Origin of the sequence: Caballeronia sp. LZ029 (assembly GCF_031451275.1) — a bacterium.
Lineage (GTDB): Bacteria > Pseudomonadota > Gammaproteobacteria > Burkholderiales > Burkholderiaceae > Caballeronia > Caballeronia jiangsuensis.
On record NZ_JARUXO010000003.1, the window covers coordinates 682,593 to 701,692 of the forward strand.

The following is a 19,100-nucleotide window of genomic DNA, read 5'->3' on the forward strand; positions in this document are numbered from 1 at the left end:
GATGGGGGAGACAAACCAGGAGACGCGGATGTCGACGATACAGACCCTGCGAGGCGGCGATGCCGTTTCGGCGCTCTACAGCAGAATCAACTGGCGGCTCCTGCCGCTGCTCATCGCGTGCTATATGTTCGCGTATCTGGACCGCGTGAACGTGGGCTTCGCGAAACTTCAGATGCAAAGCGATCTCGGCTTCTCCGATGCAGCGTATGGCGTCGGCGCCGGGATCTTCTTCATCGGCTATGTGCTGTTCGAAATTCCGAGCAACCTGATGCTGCCGAAGATCGGCGCGCGCCTCACGTTCAGCCGCATTCTCGTGCTGTGGGGCATCACGTCGGCGTGCATGCTCTTCGTGCGCAACGTGCCCGCGTTTTACGCGATGCGCTTCCTGCTCGGCGTCTTCGAAGCGGGCTTCGCGCCGGGCATGATCTATTACCTCTCGTGCTGGTACGGGCCGAAGCGCATGGCGCGCGCGATCGCGCTCGTGTTCGTCGCGGGGCCGCTTGGCGGGCTCGTCGGCGGGCCGCTCTCGGCGTGGCTGATCTCGTCGCTGGCGGGCGTCGGCGGACTGGCCGGCTGGCAGTGGATGTTTCTCGTCGAAGGTCTGCCGTGCATTGCGCTGGGTGCGCTCGTGTGGCGCGTGCTCGCCAATCGTCCCGCCGATGCGCGCTGGCTCACGCAAGACGAGCGGCGTCTCGTCGAGGCGGAAGTCGGCGGTCATGGCGGCGCGTCGCATCGTATCGATTCGTTCAGGGAAATCGCGAAGAATCCGCGCATCTATCTGCTGGCGATCGCGTACTTCTGCATCATCTTTCCGATCTACGCGATCAGCTTCTGGCTGCCGACGCTCATCAAGGAGCAAGGCGTGAGCGACACGATGCATCTCGGCTGGTACGCCGCGATTCCCTATGTCGCCGCCGCGATCGCGATGTACGCGGCCGCACGACGCTCCGACAAGGTCGGCGAGCGCCGCTATCACAGCGCGCTGCCCGCGCTCGCCGCCGCCGCGCTGCTGGTGATGACGCCGTATGCATCGGGCAATCTCGTCGCCACGCTCACGCTGCTCACGCTTGCCACGGCCTCGATGTGGATGGCCTACACGGTCTTCTGGGCGATTCCGTCCGAAACGATTTCCGGCCCGGCCGCGGCGGGCGGCATCGCGCTCATCAACACGATCGGCCTGTCGGGCGGCTTCTGGGGCCCGGCGGTGATCGGCTGGGTGAAGTCCGCGACCGGCAGCACGAACGGCGGCCTCGTCGTGATGGCGTGCATGGCGGCGCTCTCATGCGTGCTGATTCTTTCGAACAGGCGCACGGTCGCGGCGGCCGAGGCGCGCACTGCCTGAACATCAACCGACACTATCGAGGACAACGATCATGAAGATTTTGATCGCAGGATTCCAGCACGAAACGAACACCTTTGCGCCGACGAAGGCGAGCTATCAGAGCTTCATCCAGGGCGAGGGATTTCCGCCGATGGCCCGCGGCGACGATGTATTGAAGCTGCGCGACGTGAACGTGCCGATCGGCGGTTTCATTCAGTGGGCCGAGGCGAACGGGCACGAACTGATGCCGGTGATCTGGGCGGGCGCGAGCGCATCGGCGCATGTGACGGAAGACGCGTACGAGCGCATCGCGGGCGCGATCGTCGAGCGTATTCGGGCGGGCGGCTTCGACGCGATCTATCTCGATCTGCACGGCGCGATGGTCACCGAGCATCTCGACGACGGCGAAGGCGAGTTGCTGGCGCGCGTGCGCGGCATCGTCGGCGATGACATGCCGCTCGTCGTGTCGCTCGATCTGCATGCGAACGTCACCGCGCGCATGGTCGAACTCGCCGATGCGCTCGTCGCGTATCGCACGTATCCGCACGTCGATATGGCGGCAACCGGTCTGCGCGCGGCGCATCTTCTGGCAAAGCGAATCGAACATGCGAGGCCGTTCAGGCGCGCGATGCGCCGCGTCCCGTTCCTGATTCCGGTGAACGGCATGTGCACGCTCGTCGAGCCGGCGCGCGGCATGTACGGCACGCTCGAATCGCTCGAAAAGGACGATGTCGTGTCGCTCTCGTTCGCGCCGGGTTTCCCCGCGTCGGACTTCGACGAATGCGGCCCGGTGTTCTGGGGCTACGCGCTCGATCAGCAAGCCGCGGACGCCGCCGTCGATACGCTCTACACGACGCTCGTGAACGACGAAGCGCGCTGGGACGTGCCGTTTCTTTCGCCCGACGAAGCCGCGCGCGAAGCGATCGATGCGAGCCGCGACGCGACGAAGCCCGTGATCATCGCGGATACGCAGGACAACCCCGGCGTCGGCGGCGACTCGAACACGATGGGTATGGTCCGCGCGCTGTTGCGCAACGACGCCCGCGACGCGGCCGTGGGCGTGATCTGGGACGAGCACGCGGCGCGGGCTGCGCATCGCGCGGGCGTCGGCGCGCGTATCGCGCTCGCGCTCGGCGGCGGCTCGAACGTGCCGGGCGACGCGCCGCTTGAAGGCGAGTTCGAAGTCGAGTATCTGTCGGATGGGCGCTTTCGCTTCGATGGCCCGATGCTCAACGGCATGTCGGGCGAACTCGGGCCGACCGCGTGCCTGCGCATCGGCGGCGTGCGCATCGCGGTGAGCAGCATCAAGATGCAGGTGTTCGACCGCAATCTCTTTCGCGTCGCGGGCATCGAACCGGAACGCATGAAGATTCTGGTGAACAAGAGCTCGGTGCATTTCCGCGCCGATTTCGAACCGATCGCGGCGCGCATACTCGTCGCGAAGTCGCCCGGTCCGATGGCCGCCGATCCCGCCGATCTGCCGTGGCGCAATCTCGATGCGCGCATGCGCGTGCGCCCGCTCGGACCGACGCTTGCCGCGTTGCGCGCATCGGCCGCATGATCGATCGCGCTCATTTCCGCTCATTGAATACGTCGAAGAAAGGAGAATTCCACTATGCCGGATGATCAGATCAACACATGGCGCCGCCGTTTTCTCGGCACGACGATCGCGAGCGTCGGCGTCATGCAGCTCGGGCTGAGCGACCTCGTTCGGGCCCAGAGCGCCGCGCCCGCGAAGCCGTCTGCCGGCTTCGCCCCGATACGCCAGATCGATGCGGGCGCGCTCAACGTCGGTTATGCGGAAGCGGGCCCGGCGAACGGTCCCGCGGTGATCCTCGTGCACGGGTGGCCGTACGACATCTACAGCTTCGCCGACGTCACGCAGTTGCTCGCCGCGCAGGGTTATCGCGTGATCGTGCCGTATCTGCGCGGCTACGGATCGACGCGCTTTCTCTCCGCCGACACACCGCGCAACGGCCAGCAAGCGGTGATCGCGGTGGACATCATCGCGCTGATGGACGCGCTCAAGATTCAGCAAGCGACATTCGGCGCGTTCGACTGGGGCGCGCGCACCGCGAATATCATCGCGGCGCTGTGGCCCGAGCGCGTCAAGGCGATGGTCTCCGTGAGCGGCTATCTGATCGGCAGCCAGCAGGCGAATCGCGCGCCGCTGCCGCCGAAGGCCGAGTTCGCGTGGTGGTATCAGTTCTACTTCGCCACCGATCGCGGCCAGGCGGGTTACGAGGCGAACCGTCACGATTTCAACAAGCTCATCTGGCAACTCGCATCGCCGAAATGGAAATTCGATGACGCCACGTATGACCGCTCGGCGCAGTCGTTCGAGAATCCGGATCACGTCGCGGTGGTGATTCACAACTATCGCTGGCGGCTCGGGCTCGTGCAGGGCGAGGCGCAATACGACGCGCTGGAGCAACGTCTCGCGACCGCGCCGACCATCGGCGTGCCGACGATCACGATGGAAGGCGACGCCAACGGCGCACCGCATCCCGATCCGTCGGCGTATGCGAAGAAGTTCACAGGCAAGTACAAGCATCGGAATGTCGCGGGCGGCATCGGCCACAATCTGCCGCAGGAAGCGCCCAAGGCTTTCGCGGATGCGGTGATCGAAGCCGACCGGATGTGAACGCGGCGCCGCGTTTGTGACTGTGCGAGCGGGCGCGGCGCGCCCGCCGCGACCTCGAATCGAGCCATCCCACGCTTTCAGGCAATAAACCAAACAATTACATCAGCCTGTCAAACGCATTTCACATTCATTTCCTAAAGTAGCGCGTCAACCGGCGCATCGGGCCGCAATGGTCTGAAGCAGGGACGTTCATCGCCGGTACACAACCCACAATCAAGGACTTGAAACCACACATGGCGCAGCGACTCGACCTTTCCCGCCGCAAAGCTCTCAAGATTCTCGCCGGCGCGCCGATGCTGCCGCTCGGCGGCGCGGCCACCGCTTCGCTGCTCGCCACCGCGTGCGGCGGCAGCGACAGCAACGCAGCCGCGCCCGCGACCGCACCCGTGCAGACGGCCGCCTTCACCACGGCGACCTTCACCGGCATGGCCGCGCCGACGCTCGCCGATCCGAACGCGATGGCAAAGACCACGGTCGCCTCGACGATGACCGTGAACTTCAGCGACGGCAGCAACCGCGCCTACAAGCTCGCGTATCAGCCGTTCTTCATGACGGGCGATGTCGTGCCGAACACGACCGGCGGGACCATCGTCGCGGGCGGCTACTTCGATATCGCGAATCAGCCGATCATCGACCGCTCCACGCCGGGCAAGGAACGCCAGTTCTTCTCGGATTGCCCGGACGGCACGTCGCTCATCAAAATCGACAATCCGACGGTGAAGGGCGTGAAGGGCAACGCCGTGTTCGCGGTCGTGCAGTTCGAATACACGACGCGCGATCAGAGCGCGGCCAGCATGTACGGCCGCCTGCCGTCGCCGATCGCCGTGCTCACGCTCGATCAGGACCCGGCAACCGGCAAGCTCTCGCTCGTGAGCTACGCGAACGTCGATACGTCGAAGGCGAACGGCCTGTGGATCACGTGCGGCGCGAGCCTGTCGCCGTGGAACACGCATCTGTCGAGCGAAGAGTACGAGCCGGACGCGGCGATTGCATCGAAGGACGCGCAGCTCAAGGCCTACAGCAAGAACCTCTACGGCGACGAAACGAAGGCGCGTCCGTACCACTACGGCCATGTGCCGGAAGTGACCGTGCATCCCGACGGCACCGGCACGATCAAGAAGCACTATTGCCTCGGCCGCATCTCGCACGAGCTGATTCAGGTGCTCCCGGACAAGCGCACCGTGATGATGGGCGACGACGCCACCAACGGCGGCGTCTTCATGTTCGTCGCCGACAAGGAGGCCGATCTCTCCGCCGGCACACTGTACGTCGCGAAGTGCGCGCAGACGTCGTCGGCGGGCGCGGGCTCGGCCACGCTCACGTGGCTCAACCTCGGTCACGCAACCAGCGATGAAATCGAGAACCTCGCCAACACGCTGACCATCACCGACATCATGGACGTCGTCAACGACGAAAAAGTCGGCCCGACGCTGGATGCGAGCTACACGCGCATCCACTTCGGCGGCAAGTTCAACTGGATTCGCATCAAGCCCGGCATGGAAAAGGCGGCCGCGTTTCTGGAAACGCACCGCTACGCCGCGCTGCGCGGCGCGAGCATGTGCTTCACGAAGCTCGAAGGCACGACGGTCAACGCGAAGGACAAGATCGTCTATTCGGCGATGTCGCAGATCGTCAAGTCGATGGTGAAGGGCGACGCGCATTCGACGGACATCGCCGTCGATCGCGCCATCACCGCCGGCGCCGTCTACGCGTTCAACCTGAAGGGCGGACAGCGCGATCTCGGCGGCGCGGCCATCGACAGCGAATGGGTGCCGGTCGATATGGCCGCGCCCGCTGCGCTCGTCGGCGAGGATATTTCGTCCGATGCGCTCGGCAATCTCGCGAACCCGGAGCGCGTCGCGAATCCGGACAACGTCAAGTTCTCGGAGAAGCTGCGCACGCTATTCATCGGCGAGGACAGCGGCGCGCACGTCAACAATTTCCTGTGGGCGTACAACGTCGATACGAAAACGCTGTCGCGGATTCTGTCCGCGCCTTCGGGAGCGGAATCGACGGGCTTGCACGCGGTCGACGAGATCAACGGCTGGACCTACATCATGAGCAACTTCCAGCACGCGGGCGACTGGGAAGCGGCGCTGCACGGCAAGGTGCAGGCAACGCTCGATCCGCTCATCCGCGCGAACTACAAGGATCGTTTCGGCGCGGCGGTCGGGTATCTGACCGCCGATCCGGCGTCGATCAAGCTGAGCTGATGAAAAGCAAACGCCGCGACCAGTGGTCGCGGCGTTGTCGTTCTGGCCGAGCGAAAGCGCGCGGGCGCGCGCTTCGCGTGAAATCAGCAGCGCTGATCGCAGTCGATATATTCGAAGCCCGCCGCGATCGCGAAGCGGATCGCTTCTTCCACGTTGGGAAACTCGCCCGGCAGGCGCACGGAACGCTCCATTCCGTTCAAATCCTGGATACGCGCCGTCGCGGCAAACACATTGCCCTGCCGAACCGCTGCCGGCGTGACCATCATGTCCCTGTAGCTGAAGACCATTTCTCTCTCTGCCCGATGTTGTCGGCCCGCGCGGTGCGGCTGCGGGACACTCGTCTTGGATGTCGAAAGGCCCGAACGATCGATTGTCCGGCGCCTTCTGATTCAGGTTATCGGCACGAGTGAACGTTTCTTTACGCGGAGCGCTTAAAACCCGCTGGAGGAAGGCCTCGAACCGCTGACCTATTGGCCGGGGAACGGCACGAACGCCTTGCCGCAATCGACCGGCGCGGCGCTCGCCGGGCCGGCGGCGGCGCGCGTGACGCTCACGCCGCTGCCCGCCGCGAAGGGCAGCGACGTGCCGCCATCGCCGATGCTGACGAGCGCATCCGCGACCGTGAAGCTCGACGGCGCGACATCGGCGATGACGTTATTCAGCGAGATCGTCAACGGATTGACGACGGGCGGATTCGGCCCGCCGGCCGCACCCTGCAAAACCGGGCTCGCGGAATTGAAGCCCTGGAACGTAAAACTCGACGCATTGACGATGCGCACGCCATCGAGCGCGATATTCTGGAAGCTCGGATAGAGCGCGCCGTTCTTCGTCGCGCTGTAGTACGGCGAGAAGATCAGCGCTTGCGGCGCACCGTCCGACGACGACTGCGGCATGCGGATGCACACGTTCGAATAACGGATGTTCGACACCAGCCCGCCGCGGCTCCAGTCCGACTTGATGCGCAGGCCGTTGTCGGCGCCATCGATCACGAGATCGTAGACGTTGACATTGCTCAGGCTCGGCAGGATGCCGTTCACCGGCGCGACGTCCGGATTCGCCGCGCCGTTGTCCGTGCCCGCCGTCTCGCTGCCAATCGACATGCCGTGCCCGGAATAGAAGCGGCTATGCGCGACGGTGATGCCGTACGTGCGGCCGTTTGTCGTGCCGGTGCCGCCCTTGATCGCCATGTTGTCGTCGCCGGTGCGGATCGACGTGTACGCGATCAGCATGTTGCTCGCATCGCCCGTCAGCTTGCCCGGATTGCCGGGATTGCTCGTGATCGGGCCGGAGCTGCCGGGATCGATGCCGTCGGTGTTCTTCGCCGTATCCGGGCTGTAGGGCATGCCGAGATAGTTTGTCATCGCTTCATAGGCGGCGCTCGGCGTGTAGATCTTGACGCCCCACGCCGTGAAACCTTCGACGCCGCTCGGCACGACGTGAAACTTGGGTGCGTTCTGCAGCGTCACGCGATACAGCGTGAAGTTGCGGCCATTGCTGATCTGGATGAGGCGCGGATTGTTCTGCGCCTGGTTCAGCACCTTGTTCGCCATCCAGCCGATATCCCACCAGCTCATCGTGCCGTTGCCGTCGGGGCGCTTCATCAGATTCGGATCGTTCGCGACGCTGCTGATCAGCGGACTGCCGCCGCGTCCATCGATGACGCCATCGCCGACCACCGCGCCGTTCGCGATCTTGCTCGCGTTGATGAGCGCGAGACAGCCGTTGTCGCTCGGCGTGATGATGCCGCAACTCGCCGTGCCCTTGACCTTGTCGTACTGGCGCGGATCGCGCGAGGCGAACAGCGTGACGCCCGTGTCGATCCAGAGCGTCACGCCGCCCGGCAGATTCAGCGCCCCGGCGATGAACGCGTTCGCGCCGTTCGGGCCTGTCACGAGCCGCACGGCCTTGTTGGTCGCGAGACCGGTGCTCGATGGGTTCTTGCACGCGTCGAGCGCCGTCTGGATGCGCGCGGTGTCCGGGGCGGTATCGGCGGCGTCGGCGCTATCGGGCAGAAGGCCGTTCGCTTGCGCCGTCAGCGTGGCGGGCAAGGTCGCGCAGATCTGCGGCGCGAGTGGCAGCGCGGGTTCGGGCGGCAACGCGGGATCGTAGGTCGTCGTACCGACCGGAAATCCCGAGGGCGCATCGGACTTCTGTACCGACGCGGGTGACGCATCGGCGCCGTCGCCGCAAGCGTTGAGCGTCAATGCGATCGAAGCGGCGGTGAGCCAGGCGATGCCGGTTCGGGCCAGCGCGGAAAGAGCGGGGTTCTTGTTCAATTAGTCAGCCTCTTGAAAGCGATCGAATCGTCGATGTCGTATGACATCGTTCGAATATTAGGCATCCGAATGAAAATGCCGATACTTGGTGTTCGCCCTTAAGCCATTTCGACAACCGATGCGGCACCGATTTGTGCCGACTTCATCGGATGGTGCTAAGGTGCAGCCAATCGTTTTCTCTCAACCGGGCAGGGCCAACATGGAGTTCAGTCGGCCATGAAAGTTCGTCTCTGGAAAGCGGCAGGCCTTCTTCTCGTCACTTCGGGCGCATGGGCGCAAACGACCGTCACGATGTACGGGCGTATCGATGGCGGCATCGAATATCTGAATCACATCGCGGACGGCAAGGGCGGCAGCGCCTCGCGATGGAGCGCCGAAGGCGGCGACTGGGGCACCAGCATGTGGGGCCTCAAGGGCAACGAAAATCTCGGCGCGGGCCTGAGCGCGGTCTTCGACCTCGAAACAGCCATTCAGATCATGAACGGCACCACCGGCGGCGGACGCCTGTGGTCGCGCCGCGCCTATGTCGGACTGAACTCGAAGACGTGGGGCCAGTTGCAGGCGGGCCGCAATCTCTTCATCGACAGCGACGGCGTGTGGGAATTCGATCCCTTCGTGCAGCAGGCGGTATCGTCGGCGTCGCTGGTGCGCGGGCGCAACTGGCAGCAGACGAGCAATAACGTCGAGTACCACAGCCCCGTGTTTCATGGCTTCGACGTGCAAGGTCAATATGCGTTCGGCAATCAGCCGGGCGCGTTCAATTCGGGCGCGCAGGGCGAGTTCGGCCGCTCCGAAGGCATCATGCTGACGTATCACTCTCCGGTGCTCGACGTGCGCGGCATCTACGACGAACTGCGCAGCCAGGACGGCAAGCTCGACAATATTTTTCAGGCGTCGCGCGAGTACTTCGTCGGCGCGAACCTGAAGGTGGACAAGTGGAAGGTGCAGGCCGCCTACACGCACTACGCCGCGCCGGATTCTCCCGCGGGCGTGGCCGATAGCGCCGATCACTACTGGCTCGGCGCGACGTATCAGGCCACGCCCGCGTGGGCCGTCACCGCGGCGGGCTTCTATATTCACGTGGGCCAGGGCGCGGGCGATGCAGCGCACGATCCCGCGAGCCACGCGATGCTCTACGCGCTCGGCACGACCTACAACTTCACCAAGCGCACCTTCCTGTACGGCACGGTCGCATACGTGCGCAACAGCGCGAACGGCACGTTCTCGGTCTTCGCGACACCGCGCGACGCCGAACCCAGCACGAGTCCGATGGCGGGCGAGTCGCAGACCGGCGCGTACATCGGGATGATGCACGTGTTTTGAAACGCGTTGCGCCGATTACGCTCGCGCCTGCTTCAGCCAGTCCGCGAGCGCGATGCTTCCACGGCGCGCAACGCCGGTCGGCACGAGCGAGTCCTCGACGATCGTGCCGCCGAAGTACGTCGCTTTCGGATCGACGACGATCTCGCGCGCATCGCCCTGAGCCTTCAGATACTGACCCACGATCCGGTGCAGCGGCGCACGCTCCGGCCCAGCGATATCGACAATGCCGTTCGACGGCGCCGCGAGCGCGACATCGGCGACGATGGCCGCGACGTCATCCGCCGCGATCGGCTGGAACTGTCCTGTCGAGAGATGCACGCGGCCATCCTGCGTGCCCGCATCGGCGATGCCGCCGAGGAACTCCATGAACTGCGTCGCGCGAATGATGGAATACGGCACGCCCGATTCCGCGATCGACTGCTCCTGTGCGACCTTCGCGCGGAAATAGCCGTTGTCCGGCATGCGGTCCGTGCCGACGACCGACAGCGCGACATGATGCTGCACGCCCGCCGCGGCTTCGGCCTTCACGAGATTCGTGGTGGACGTGCGGAAGAACGCCATCACGTCGTCGGGCGCCCATGAAGGCGCGTTCGATACATCGATCACGACTTGCGCGCCGCGAAGCGCTTCATTCAATCCTGCGCCGGTCACCGAATCCACGCCGTTGCGCGGCGACGCGGCGATCGCCTCGTGACCCTTCGCACGCAGAATCGCGACGGTTTTCGCGCCGATCAAACCCGAACCGCCAATGACGACGATCTTCATGATGCACCTCTCGGTCAAGTGAAAGTGAAGTCATTGTGTGAGAATGATGGCTTAGCAGAAAGGGACAAGAATCATCGATTGGACTAGGCCATGCCGCAAACCAGAAATGCACTGACGATCGAAATCGACCGGCACGAAGCATCGCCGATTTATCTGCAGATTTGCGAGCGCTTCAAGGCCGCGATCGCGGCGGGTCATCTGAAGCCGGGAGATCGGGTGCCCGCGTTGCGCGGCCTCGCGACGCAACTGAATACGGCGCGCGGCACCGTCGAGATGGCCTATAACATCCTTGTCGATGAAGGTTACTTGCAGATGCGCGGCGCGGCGGGCACGTTCGTGTCGTCGTCACTGCCGGGCGCGGTAACGCGATCCGCCACGCGCAAGAGCCGCGAGCGCGCGGACGCGCCGCGTATTAGACGCGTCGAGCCCGCCGCCGATATCGGCAACGATGCGAAGCCCTTGCGTCCCGGCCTGCCCGCGCTCGATGCGTTTCCGCGCAAGGTATGGAGCAGGCTCGTCGCGTACCGGGCGCGCAGCGGGGATCTCGCCGCACTCACGTATCCCGATCCTTCCGGTTATCGGCCGTTGCGCGAGCGCATCGCGACATATCTCGGCCTCTCGCGCGGTGTGGAGTGCGTGCCGGAGCAGGTGTTCGTGACGAACGGCTATCGCTCGACGCTCGAACTCATCCTGCGCAGTCTCGCGAAGCCCGAAGACCGCGCGTGGTTCGAAGAGCCGGGCTATCTGGCCGCGCGTAACTTTCTCGTCGAAGCAGGCGTGCGGCTCGTGCCGGTGCCGATCGATCACGAAGGGCTCGACGTCGATGCAGGTATCGCGCTCGATGCCGATGCACGCTTCGCGTTCGTCACGCCGTCGCATCACAGTCCGCTCGGGGTCGCGCTGACGCTTTCGCGACGCATGAAGCTGCTCGACTGGGCGAGCCGTGCGGGGAGCTGGATCGTCGAGGACGATTACGACAGCGAGTTTCGCTATGTCGGCCGTCCGCTGCCCGCGCTGAAAAGCCTCGACCGCGACGATCGCGTGATCTATTGCGGCACGTTCAGCAAGGTGCTGTTTCCAGGCTTGCGCCTATCTTATGTGGTGGCGCCCGAGCGGGCCGTCGCGCGCTTCGGGCAGCTCACGAAGAGCATGAATGCGGGATCGCCCTATTTGTTGCAGGCGGCGGTGGCTGACTTCATCGCGCAAGGGCATTTCGCGCGGCATCTGAAGCGTATGCGCGCGCTGTACGCCGAGCGGCGCGCGCTGCTCGCGAACGCGATTCTGAAGGCGTTCGGCGATGACGTGACCATCGACCTGCCGACCGGCGGCATGCATCTCGTCGCGCTCTTCCGCAAGGGACGCGCTGGTCCCATCGACGACTTGGCGATGGCCGCACGCGCGCGCGAAGCCGGGCTCGCGGTGCTGGCGCTGTCGGCGTGGTATCTGAACGGGCGCACGAAGCATACGTTGCGCGGGATCGTCGTCGGCTTCGCGAATGTCGCCGATGCCGCCGAAGCAACGCGGCTCGCGCGCATGCTTCGACGTGCCTACGACGGTTAGAGCGTGATGGCGTCGTCCGAAGCGAAGAACGCGTGCCGCGCGATCTCATCGCGCGCGCTTTGCAGCGCTTCGGCCACGGCTTCATCGCCGCGCACGAGTCCTTGCAGCAGGAGAAAGTGCAGGCTTCGCAAGCCGATCGAACCGAGCGCGTAACGTAGATACGGCGTGAGGAAATCCGGCTGACGCGCGTGCTCGCCGCTATGAATGCCGCCCGATCCGACGATCACGAACGCGGGCCGGTCGCGCATCAGGCCGACCTTGCCTTCGGGCGTGGCCGCGAATGTGCGATGAATGCGCAGCACGTAGTCGATCCACAGCTTCAGCGCGGCGGGCACGGTGAAGTTGTGCATCGGCGTGTTGATGATGAGCGCATCCGTGGTTTCGATCTCGCGGACCAGTTGCTCGGATATGTCGAACGCGCTCGTGTCCGGATGACGCGAGGTGACCGCGCGCGCATAGTCCCGCGTGACGGGCGGCAACGGCTTCGCGGCGAGATCGCGGCCGACGATTTCCACGCGCGCGGTCTTCTGCAACATCTCGATCATCTCCAGCGCGAGCCGATAACCGTTGCTCGCGTCGCCGTGCGGGCTCGCGTTGATGAAGAGCACTTTCATCGCGCGGCCTACTTGCCGTTGCCGGCGAGCGTCTCGACGAAGTGCATGCCCTTGGCGAGCAGGCCGTTGCGAAAGTAGAAGCGCTGCGCGAGCGCCCTTTGCAGGCCGGTATCGAGCACGAAATGCGCGCAGCCCGAATGAAGCGCGATCTCGCGGACCTTGCCGAGCAATAGCGCGCCGATGCCGCTGCGTTGCAGCCGCGCCGTGACCACGAGATCGTCGAGATAGACGAAACGCCCGTACAGCGTGTTCGTTTGCGTTCGATAGCCGGCGAGACCGAGGATCGCGCCGTCTTCGTCGCATGCGGCGAGCAGGCGATAACTTTCCTCGCGTTGACGGCGCATTTGCGCGGCGAACGCGTGCGCGTCGGTGAGATGCGGGCGCAGTTCCTTCATGACGTCGAAGGCGCGCGTCCAGTCATCGGGCGTGTCGAGATGCCGAAAGGCGATCGAGGTGTCCATGCATGTTCTCCATGTGTGTGACACCTACGATATCCGCGTGATGACCCAGGCTGAAGGGCCAAGAATCGAGCTTTCGACTAGGCCATCCATTCACGCCAGCAGCCGCGCGATCAGGTCTTGCGTCGCTCGCGCGCCGTATTTGCGCAGCAGGCTCGCGCGATGTATGTCGACCGTGCGCGGACTGATGTTCAGCTCCTTGCCGATCTCCTTGCTTGTCATGCCGTGAACGAGCAGAGCGGCGACGTCGCGCTCACGTTCGGTCAACATGCTCGCGTTATCGGATTGCTTCGTGCCCTGCGACAGGTCCGTGAAGGTCCAGATCGCAAGCTCGAAAGGCCGCTCCGGGTTATATCCGAAGCCGCAGACGGTGACCCAGAAATGCGTCCCGTCGATGCGCCGCATGATGCGGTCGTCGCTGAAGAACTCATGCTTGGCGAGCAGCGGCGCGAGACGGCGGCCGGTGGTGGAAAAGTCCTTGCGCTGCGGATAGAGCTTCGAGAACGACTGATCGATGATGTCGTCGCGCGTCGCCCTGAAGAGTTCCAGCGCTCTCGAATTGCAGTCCACCATGACCCGCTCTCTCGCAACGATGACGGCAACGGGCAAATGCCGGAACAAATCCTCGTAGTCGAGTTTGGGCGTCGGGTCGGTCATATCGGGAAGCTTGCCGCGTCTGGCGAAAAGTTATCGTAACACTGGAGGTCAGATAACTTTTCGCACAGAATTGATGCCGACGCGAATCACACGTTCCACACTTCGCCGAATACACGCAGCCAGTTTTCGCCCATTACTTTCTTTATGCGCGATTCGCTCCAGCCCGCCTTCTCCATCGCAGCGGTGAGATTCGGGAATTCGCCGATCGTGCGAATGCCTTCCGGATTCACGACCTTGCCGAAGTCCGTCAGACGGCGATAGCGGCCCTTGTCGTGCGTGATCCAGTCGAAGAATTCGGTGCTGTAGCCTTGCGTGAAGTCGGTGCCGATGCCGACCTTGTCTTCGCCGATCAGATCGATCGTGTATTCGATCGCTTCGAGATAATCGTCTACGGTCGCGTCCGCGCCTCTTCTCAGGAACGGCATGAACATCGTCACGCCGACGAAGCCGTTCGCATCGGCAATCTCTCTCAACTGCTCGTCCGTCTTGTTGCGCGGATGCTCTTTCAAACCTGAAGGACAGCAGTGCGAGTAAGTGACAGGCTTTTTCGAGCAGGCGATCGCATCCGAAGAAGTCTTCGCGCCGACATGCGAAAGATCCACCATGATGCCGACACGATTCATCTCCTGAATCACTTCGCGGCCATACCCCGACAAGCCGCCATCGGGTTCATAAGAGCCAGTGCCGACGAGATTCTGCGTGTTATAGCAAAGCTGAACCACGTTGACGCCGAGTTCCTTGAATACCTCGATATAACCCAGGTTATCCTCGAACGCATACGAGTTCTGAAAGCCGAAGATGATGCCGGTCTTGTTCTCTTTCTTTGCGCGCAGGATATCGTCGGTGGTGCGCACGAGCGTGAGAATCTCGCTGTACTCGCGGATCTGCTGCTTCATTTCCGCGATGTTGTCGATGGTCTTCTGGAAGTCGTCCCACACCGACACGGTGCAGTTCACCGCCGTGACACCGCCTTTCCTCATGTCCTCGAATACGGAGCGCTCGAACTTCGAGATGTTCAGTCCGTCGATGATGATGCTCGAATCGTGAAGGCTACTCATTGCGTCGATCCTTTCGGTATCGTGGTTGAGCGTGCCGCAGTGCTTGCGCCTGCGCTTGCATGGCCTGCTTCCTCGAGCGCGGTTTTCGATGTCTCGCGCAACGAGAGCCCGCCGATCATCGCGAAGATCGACACGGCGATCAGGTAATACGCCGGCGAGAGGTTCGTTCCCGTCGCGGAGATCAGCCACGTCGCGACGAGCGGCGCGGTGCCGCCGAAGATCGTGTACGCGAGGTTGTAGGTGATGGCCGATGCGGTGTATCGGGTCTTGGTGGCGAATACTTCCGACAGCAGCGGAGCCGTCACCACGCCCGACAGCACGGCGCCCACGGCGAGCAGCGCAACGCCGAGCAATGACCGCGACAGTTCGCCCGATCCGCCGAGCGTGAAGGCGGGATAGACCGAGACGATGATGAAGATGCAGGTGCTCGCGATGGTCGCGCGGCGGCCGACGCGGTCGGAGAAAAGGCCGGCCAGCGGGCACAGCGCCGCGGCGAAGAAGAGTGCGAGCACGGTCACGAGCAGCGAGGTTCCGCGGGACAAGTGCCCGGCGACCTGCATATAGGTCGCGAAATACGTGGTGAATGTATAGAAGGACAGCGCCGTGACCGAGACGAACGCGCCGAGTCGCAGGATGTTCCCGGACTGCGAATGCAGCGTTTCCATCAAGGGCGCGTGAGCGACGTCCTTGTTGCCTTCGAGCGCCTTGAATGCGGGCGTTTCATGCAGATTCACGCGCAGATAGACGCCGATGAGACCGACCGGAGCCGCGATCAGAAACGGGATGCGCCAGCCCCAGTCGACCATCGCCGCGGGCGACAGCGAGGACTCCAGCGCATAAGCGACGACCGCCGCGCACGCGAACGACGAGAACGTCGAAACCGGGACGAAGCTGCCGAAGAACGCGCGACGGCGGCGCGGCGCATGTTCCATCACATAGGCGCAGGCGCCCGCATATTCGCCGCCGGCGGAGAAACCTTGCACGCAGCGGATGATCGTGAGCAGCAGCGGCGCCCAGTAGCCGATGCTCGCGTAAGTCGGCAGCAGCCCGATCAGCGTCGTGGCGCCCGCCATCATCAGGATGGTGAAAGCGAGGGTCCGCTTGCGGCCGATCCGGTCGCCGACGACGCCGAAGAAGAGGCCGCCCAGCGGCCGGAACGCGAAGGCCACCGCAAAGACCGCGAAGGTCTTCAGAAGCCCGACCGTCGGGTCGCCGCTCGGAAAGAACTCGCGAGTCAGGATGGTCGCGAGAAATCCATACGCGGCGAAATCGAACCATTCGACGAAGTTGCCGATGGAAGCCGCGGCTATGACGCGTCTGAGCGTTTTGGTATCGACCTCTTGGGCTGCTTGATTCGGCATGGCGCTTGACCCCTTTCTCTTGTCGGAATCTTTCCGAGTTGAAAAAGAGCGTAAGCGCTCAAATTACTTAGGTCCATACGTGTCAATTACCTAGGTAATCGGTTGACCGCGCCACCGTCGGCGCGGCCGGACGCTTATTGCTGGAGCCATGCCTGCACTTTCTCCGGATGCGCATCGACGAACTTCTTCGCCGCCACGTTCCAGTCGTTCGTGGCATTGCCGTCGAGTTCGATCGCTTCGACATCCGCGAGCGTCAGCTTGAAGTGCCGGACGAAGACATTGGCGCGAGGAAATTTCTGCGCGAACTGCTTCGATCCGAAGCCGTGAATCTGCTCGTCGCCGCCCAATACGCCTTTGGGGTCCTTCAGATAGCGCATCTTGTACTTCTGCCACAGCCAGTGCGGGCTCCAGACCGTCGCGACGATCCAGTTCTTCGCCGGATAAGCACGCGAGACCGCCGTCAGCATGCCGGCCTCGCTCGCACGGACAAGGTTATAACCGGCGAGGTCGTACTCCTTGAGCGCTTTCTCCGAGGCGACCATCTCGCCCGCACCCGGCTCGATGCCCTGAATCGTGCTGTTCAGCTTCGCCTTGACATCGGGCTTGTTGAGATCGGCGATCGAGGCCACCTCGCTCTCGGGCACGTAGTCCGGAACCGCCCATCCGATCTTCGCCCCCGAGTAGATGGTGCCCAGATCCTCGATGTCGTTCTTGTAGCGGGCGAAGTAAGCCGCGTGCGTGACCGGAAGCCAGGCGCCCAGCATCAGATCCACATCGCCCCGGGCGAGGCCCTGAAACTGAATGCCGATATCCGCGTTGACCAGCGTGACGGGCTGTTGCAGCTTGGTTTCCAGAACGTACTTCGCGGTGTAGACGACCGCCTGGGTATCGGCCCAGTTGGTCAGCGTGATCTTGAGCGGCTCCGCGGAATGCGCGGACATGGCGAACGTGACTGCGGACACGGCGGCGGCAGCCTTCATGACGAAGCGTACGGACAAGGCATTCTTCATTCTACGTTCCTTGTATCGGGTTGGTTTGATGAAGACCGGTGCGCTAAAGTCTCCTGACGAATACGCATCGCTGCAAGCGACGCCCTCCAGTCGGCAGTATTCGGGCGCATTAACCCGCCGTCAATGTTCTTCGATTCGCCGGGCGCATCGAATCATTTGCACGGCATGGTGTGCGAGAGGGTTTACATGTAGAAGAGCGGGTCGATGTTTTGCTAAGCAGCGAGCGTCTATGTCAGCGCGCATCCACCCTGTGCTGCTTGCAAAAGATGATTGCGCAAACGATCAGACACATCGTCGTATTGCCGACGTTGAGCCAGAACATCGCTTCAGGTACCCCGTCGTTTCGTTCGAGCAGCATCAGCGCGAATGTCCCGTTGCTCAGCACCCAGCATAGCCAGGTCAGGAGGCTATGACTTCGCGCGTCGGTCCGCGTGCAGACGAGTCTGACGATCGTGGGAACGTAGGTCAGCACGCGAGCGCCGTTCCAGAAGAGGAACATGCCCGTCAGGATATCGGTGTAAAGATCGTGACCCATCGCGCTCACCCGGAACGACAGACTCATCCGGAAGAACGAATCAGCACGCGCGGATTGAACGGGAATGCCACCGCGCAACTTCCGCATGAATGCGTCGCGCGCAATCGCGTGCCGACCTTTCCCGCGCCTTCCCGCAAGATTTCAGCAGTGTTCCAGATCCCTCGTAAAGCCGGCCATTTGCAAGGCTGTCGGCCACGCTCGCGCGGGTCGCGGCAAAGCCACGAATAGTCGCCTCTTTGGCGCTCTTCTCGGGCTTTTGTCCGCGCCGGCCATCGATACACTTTCCGACGTAATTTCGAACTCAAAGCAAAAACAAGGAACGGCGATGGCCGACGCTGTGGATCATTACTTCGTGGGCCTCACGCAGCAGGCTTCGGCCGGCGGGCTCGCGCGTCTGCGCGGTCATGGCGCGACGACGATTCCGGCATCGCGCGTGTATCCGGTCGGCGCGCGCTTCAAGGCGTTCGTGCATCCGCTCGTCACGTTGCTGAGCGACGACGAGCGCGTGCGGGACATCGTGCTGCGCCCCGTGCTCGGGCGTTATGGATCGAGCCAGGAACTCTCGGTCGGTCTCGAAGTGAAGGCGGCAATCGGCTTCGATGCGGCCGCGCTCGCCGCCGCCGTGTTCTCGCTCGCCGATGCCGCCGCGCAGACCGATGCCTTCGTCGGACGCGTGCTGCCGCCCGGCGAATGGACCGACAACGCGCGGCCCGGTCTCACCGTGATGTTCCGCGAGCCACGGCGCATCGCGGATACGGTCGAGCTGGTGCGCCAGATCGTCGAGTTTCCCGGTGAAGGCTGGGCCATCGACGGCTTCACGATGATTCCCTCGGTGCACAGCCGGATCGGCATCGTGCAGGGGCTGCGCTATATCTTTCTTCCGGAGATCAGCATTCGCTGGGACGTCGATTTGCGTGAGCGCCTCGGCTCGGACGAGCACGAGATCGACGTGATCCTGCTCGATCAGGCGACGCGCATCGGACGGCTGTGCAAGGAGTTGCAGCAGGACCCGACGATCGCCTCCGCGTGGCTGAGCTGGTTCGACATCATGGTCGCGGGCATCGAGGATTATCGCGAGGTCATCGGCGTATTGAAGGCGGAGCAGGGCGCGCGCATCGTCGATCCGAAATCGATGACCCGCATGGTCTTCTCCGAAATCCTTCAGTTGACGAGTTCCGGCGTGCTGCAAAAGCGCCTCGAACAGCTCGGCTACGCCGGCACGCGCGAAGCACGCGCGGGCAGCGTCGCGGCCTGAACGGGAGATTCGACGTGACCACAATCCGCATCAACGTTAAACGAAAGAGC

17 protein-coding genes are annotated in these 19,100 nt (G+C 63.5%); 7 read left to right on the top strand and 10 right to left on the bottom strand.

Annotated features, from left to right (window positions below):
• The first annotated feature begins 28 nt into the window (after positions 1 to 28).
• From QCE73_RS22525 to QCE73_RS22540, 4 genes are all read left to right on the top strand, one after another.
• Positions 29 to 1,342, top strand: a complete 1,314-nt coding sequence (locus tag QCE73_RS22525) for an MFS transporter (protein ID WP_309883646.1) — start codon at positions 29 to 31, stop codon at positions 1,340 to 1,342.
• Between the two features lie 31 nt (positions 1,343 to 1,373).
• The gene (locus tag QCE73_RS22530; RefSeq protein ID WP_309883647.1) at positions 1,374 to 2,882 is read left to right on the top strand and encodes a M81 family metallopeptidase; all 1,509 of its coding nucleotides are present in this window, start codon (positions 1,374 to 1,376) and stop codon (positions 2,880 to 2,882) included.
• Positions 2,883 to 2,936: 54 nt separating this feature from the next.
• Positions 2,937 to 3,965 carry an alpha/beta hydrolase gene (locus tag QCE73_RS22535; RefSeq protein WP_309883648.1) on the top strand — a complete coding sequence of 343 codons (1,029 nt, stop codon included), beginning with the start codon at positions 2,937 to 2,939 and terminating at the stop codon, positions 3,963 to 3,965.
• A gap of 233 nt (positions 3,966 to 4,198) precedes the next feature.
• A complete protein-coding gene (locus tag QCE73_RS22540) occupies positions 4,199 to 6,178 on the top strand; it encodes an alkaline phosphatase PhoX (protein ID WP_309883649.1) in 1,980 nt (659 codons plus the stop codon).
• Between the two features lie 83 nt (positions 6,179 to 6,261).
• Here the strand turns inward: QCE73_RS22540 and QCE73_RS22545 are convergent, their stop codons facing one another.
• Both QCE73_RS22545 and QCE73_RS22550 read right to left on the bottom strand, forming a co-directional pair.
• Positions 6,262 to 6,465 (bottom strand): hypothetical protein, encoded by a 204-nt coding sequence (locus tag QCE73_RS22545; RefSeq protein ID WP_035501235.1) that lies wholly within the window; start codon positions 6,463 to 6,465, stop codon positions 6,262 to 6,264.
• A 180-nt stretch (positions 6,466 to 6,645) separates the two neighbouring features.
• Complete coding sequence (locus QCE73_RS22550; protein WP_309883650.1) at positions 6,646 to 8,454, bottom strand: glycosyl hydrolase family 28 protein; 1,809 nt, start codon at positions 8,452 to 8,454, stop codon at positions 6,646 to 6,648.
• A 216-nt stretch (positions 8,455 to 8,670) separates the two neighbouring features.
• Between QCE73_RS22550 and QCE73_RS22555 the strand changes: the two genes are divergently transcribed.
• A complete protein-coding gene (locus tag QCE73_RS22555) occupies positions 8,671 to 9,777 on the top strand; it encodes a porin (protein WP_309883651.1) in 1,107 nt (368 codons plus the stop codon).
• Between the two features lie 15 nt (positions 9,778 to 9,792).
• On the opposite strand, the gene QCE73_RS22560 is transcribed toward QCE73_RS22555, so the two are convergent.
• Positions 9,793 to 10,542 (bottom strand): SDR family oxidoreductase, encoded by a 750-nt coding sequence (locus tag QCE73_RS22560; RefSeq protein ID WP_309883652.1) that lies wholly within the window; start codon positions 10,540 to 10,542, stop codon positions 9,793 to 9,795.
• A gap of 90 nt (positions 10,543 to 10,632) precedes the next feature.
• Between QCE73_RS22560 and QCE73_RS22565 the strand changes: the two genes are divergently transcribed.
• A complete protein-coding gene (locus QCE73_RS22565; protein ID WP_309883653.1) occupies positions 10,633 to 12,102 on the top strand; it encodes a PLP-dependent aminotransferase family protein in 1,470 nt (489 codons plus the stop codon).
• Here the strand turns inward: QCE73_RS22565 and QCE73_RS22570 are convergent.
• From QCE73_RS22570 to QCE73_RS22600, 7 genes are all read right to left on the bottom strand, one after another.
• Positions 12,099 to 12,716: an NAD(P)H-dependent oxidoreductase gene (locus QCE73_RS22570; protein WP_309883654.1), complete on the bottom strand. Its 618-nt coding sequence runs from the start codon at positions 12,714 to 12,716 to the stop codon at positions 12,099 to 12,101. The genes QCE73_RS22565 and QCE73_RS22570 overlap by 4 nt on opposite strands.
• A gap of 8 nt (positions 12,717 to 12,724) precedes the next feature.
• Complete coding sequence (locus QCE73_RS22575) at positions 12,725 to 13,177, bottom strand: GNAT family N-acetyltransferase (RefSeq protein ID WP_309883655.1); 453 nt, start codon at positions 13,175 to 13,177, stop codon at positions 12,725 to 12,727.
• Positions 13,178 to 13,267: 90 nt separating this feature from the next.
• Positions 13,268 to 13,831 carry a PAS and helix-turn-helix domain-containing protein gene (locus QCE73_RS22580; protein ID WP_309883656.1) on the bottom strand — a complete coding sequence of 188 codons (564 nt, stop codon included), beginning with the start codon at positions 13,829 to 13,831 and terminating at the stop codon, positions 13,268 to 13,270.
• 86 nt (positions 13,832 to 13,917) lie between these two features.
• Positions 13,918 to 14,889, bottom strand: coding sequence for a dipeptidase (locus QCE73_RS22585; RefSeq protein WP_309883657.1), 972 nt, complete (start codon positions 14,887 to 14,889; stop codon positions 13,918 to 13,920).
• Positions 14,886 to 16,250 (bottom strand): MFS transporter, encoded by a 1,365-nt coding sequence (locus QCE73_RS22590; protein ID WP_309883658.1) that lies wholly within the window; start codon positions 16,248 to 16,250, stop codon positions 14,886 to 14,888. The genes QCE73_RS22585 and QCE73_RS22590 overlap by 4 nt, the downstream gene beginning before the upstream one ends.
• Positions 16,251 to 16,384: 134 nt before the next feature.
• Entirely contained in the window at positions 16,385 to 17,260 is an 876-nt protein-coding gene (locus QCE73_RS22595) for a glycine betaine ABC transporter substrate-binding protein (RefSeq protein WP_309883659.1), read from the bottom strand.
• 232 nt (positions 17,261 to 17,492) lie between these two features.
• Positions 17,493 to 17,795: a hypothetical protein gene (locus QCE73_RS22600; RefSeq protein WP_309883660.1), complete on the bottom strand. Its 303-nt coding sequence runs from the start codon at positions 17,793 to 17,795 to the stop codon at positions 17,493 to 17,495.
• Positions 17,796 to 18,120: 325 nt separating this feature from the next.
• Here QCE73_RS22600 and QCE73_RS22605 point away from each other — a divergent pair, with 325 nt between their 5' ends.
• Entirely contained in the window at positions 18,121 to 19,050 is a 930-nt protein-coding gene (locus tag QCE73_RS22605; protein ID WP_309883661.1) for a hypothetical protein, read from the top strand.
• Positions 19,051 to 19,100: the final 50 nt, after the last annotated feature.

Excerpts from the sequence above, each read along its gene's own strand:
- QCE73_RS22595 (WP_309883659.1), bottom strand. The coding sequence starts at position 17,260 with ATGAAGAATGCCTTGTCCGTACGCTTCGTCATGAAGGCTGCCGCCGCC.
- QCE73_RS22535 (WP_309883648.1), top strand. The coding sequence starts at position 2,937 with ATGCCGGATGATCAGATCAACACATGGCGCCGCCGTTTTCTCGGCACG.
- QCE73_RS22570 (WP_309883654.1), bottom strand. The coding sequence starts at position 12,716 with ATGAAAGTGCTCTTCATCAACGCGAGCCCGCACGGCGACGCGAGCAAC.
- QCE73_RS22600 (WP_309883660.1), bottom strand. The coding sequence starts at position 17,795 with ATGGGTCACGATCTTTACACCGATATCCTGACGGGCATGTTCCTCTTC.
- QCE73_RS22560 (WP_309883652.1), bottom strand. The coding sequence starts at position 10,542 with ATGAAGATCGTCGTCATTGGCGGTTCGGGTTTGATCGGCGCGAAAACC.
- QCE73_RS22555 (WP_309883651.1), top strand. The coding sequence starts at position 8,671 with ATGAAAGTTCGTCTCTGGAAAGCGGCAGGCCTTCTTCTCGTCACTTCG.
- QCE73_RS22590 (WP_309883658.1), bottom strand. The coding sequence starts at position 16,250 with ATGCCGAATCAAGCAGCCCAAGAGGTCGATACCAAAACGCTCAGACGC.
- QCE73_RS22530 (WP_309883647.1), top strand. The coding sequence starts at position 1,374 with ATGAAGATTTTGATCGCAGGATTCCAGCACGAAACGAACACCTTTGCG.
- QCE73_RS22525 (WP_309883646.1), top strand. The coding sequence starts at position 29 with ATGTCGACGATACAGACCCTGCGAGGCGGCGATGCCGTTTCGGCGCTC.
- QCE73_RS22540 (WP_309883649.1), top strand. The coding sequence starts at position 4,199 with ATGGCGCAGCGACTCGACCTTTCCCGCCGCAAAGCTCTCAAGATTCTC.
- QCE73_RS22580 (WP_309883656.1), bottom strand. The coding sequence starts at position 13,831 with ATGACCGACCCGACGCCCAAACTCGACTACGAGGATTTGTTCCGGCAT.
- QCE73_RS22605 (WP_309883661.1), top strand. The coding sequence starts at position 18,121 with ATGGCCGACGCTGTGGATCATTACTTCGTGGGCCTCACGCAGCAGGCT.
- QCE73_RS22585 (WP_309883657.1), bottom strand. The coding sequence starts at position 14,889 with ATGAGTAGCCTTCACGATTCGAGCATCATCATCGACGGACTGAACATC.
- QCE73_RS22545 (WP_035501235.1), bottom strand. The coding sequence starts at position 6,465 with ATGGTCTTCAGCTACAGGGACATGATGGTCACGCCGGCAGCGGTTCGG.
- QCE73_RS22565 (WP_309883653.1), top strand. The coding sequence starts at position 10,633 with ATGCCGCAAACCAGAAATGCACTGACGATCGAAATCGACCGGCACGAA.
- QCE73_RS22575 (WP_309883655.1), bottom strand. The coding sequence starts at position 13,177 with ATGGACACCTCGATCGCCTTTCGGCATCTCGACACGCCCGATGACTGG.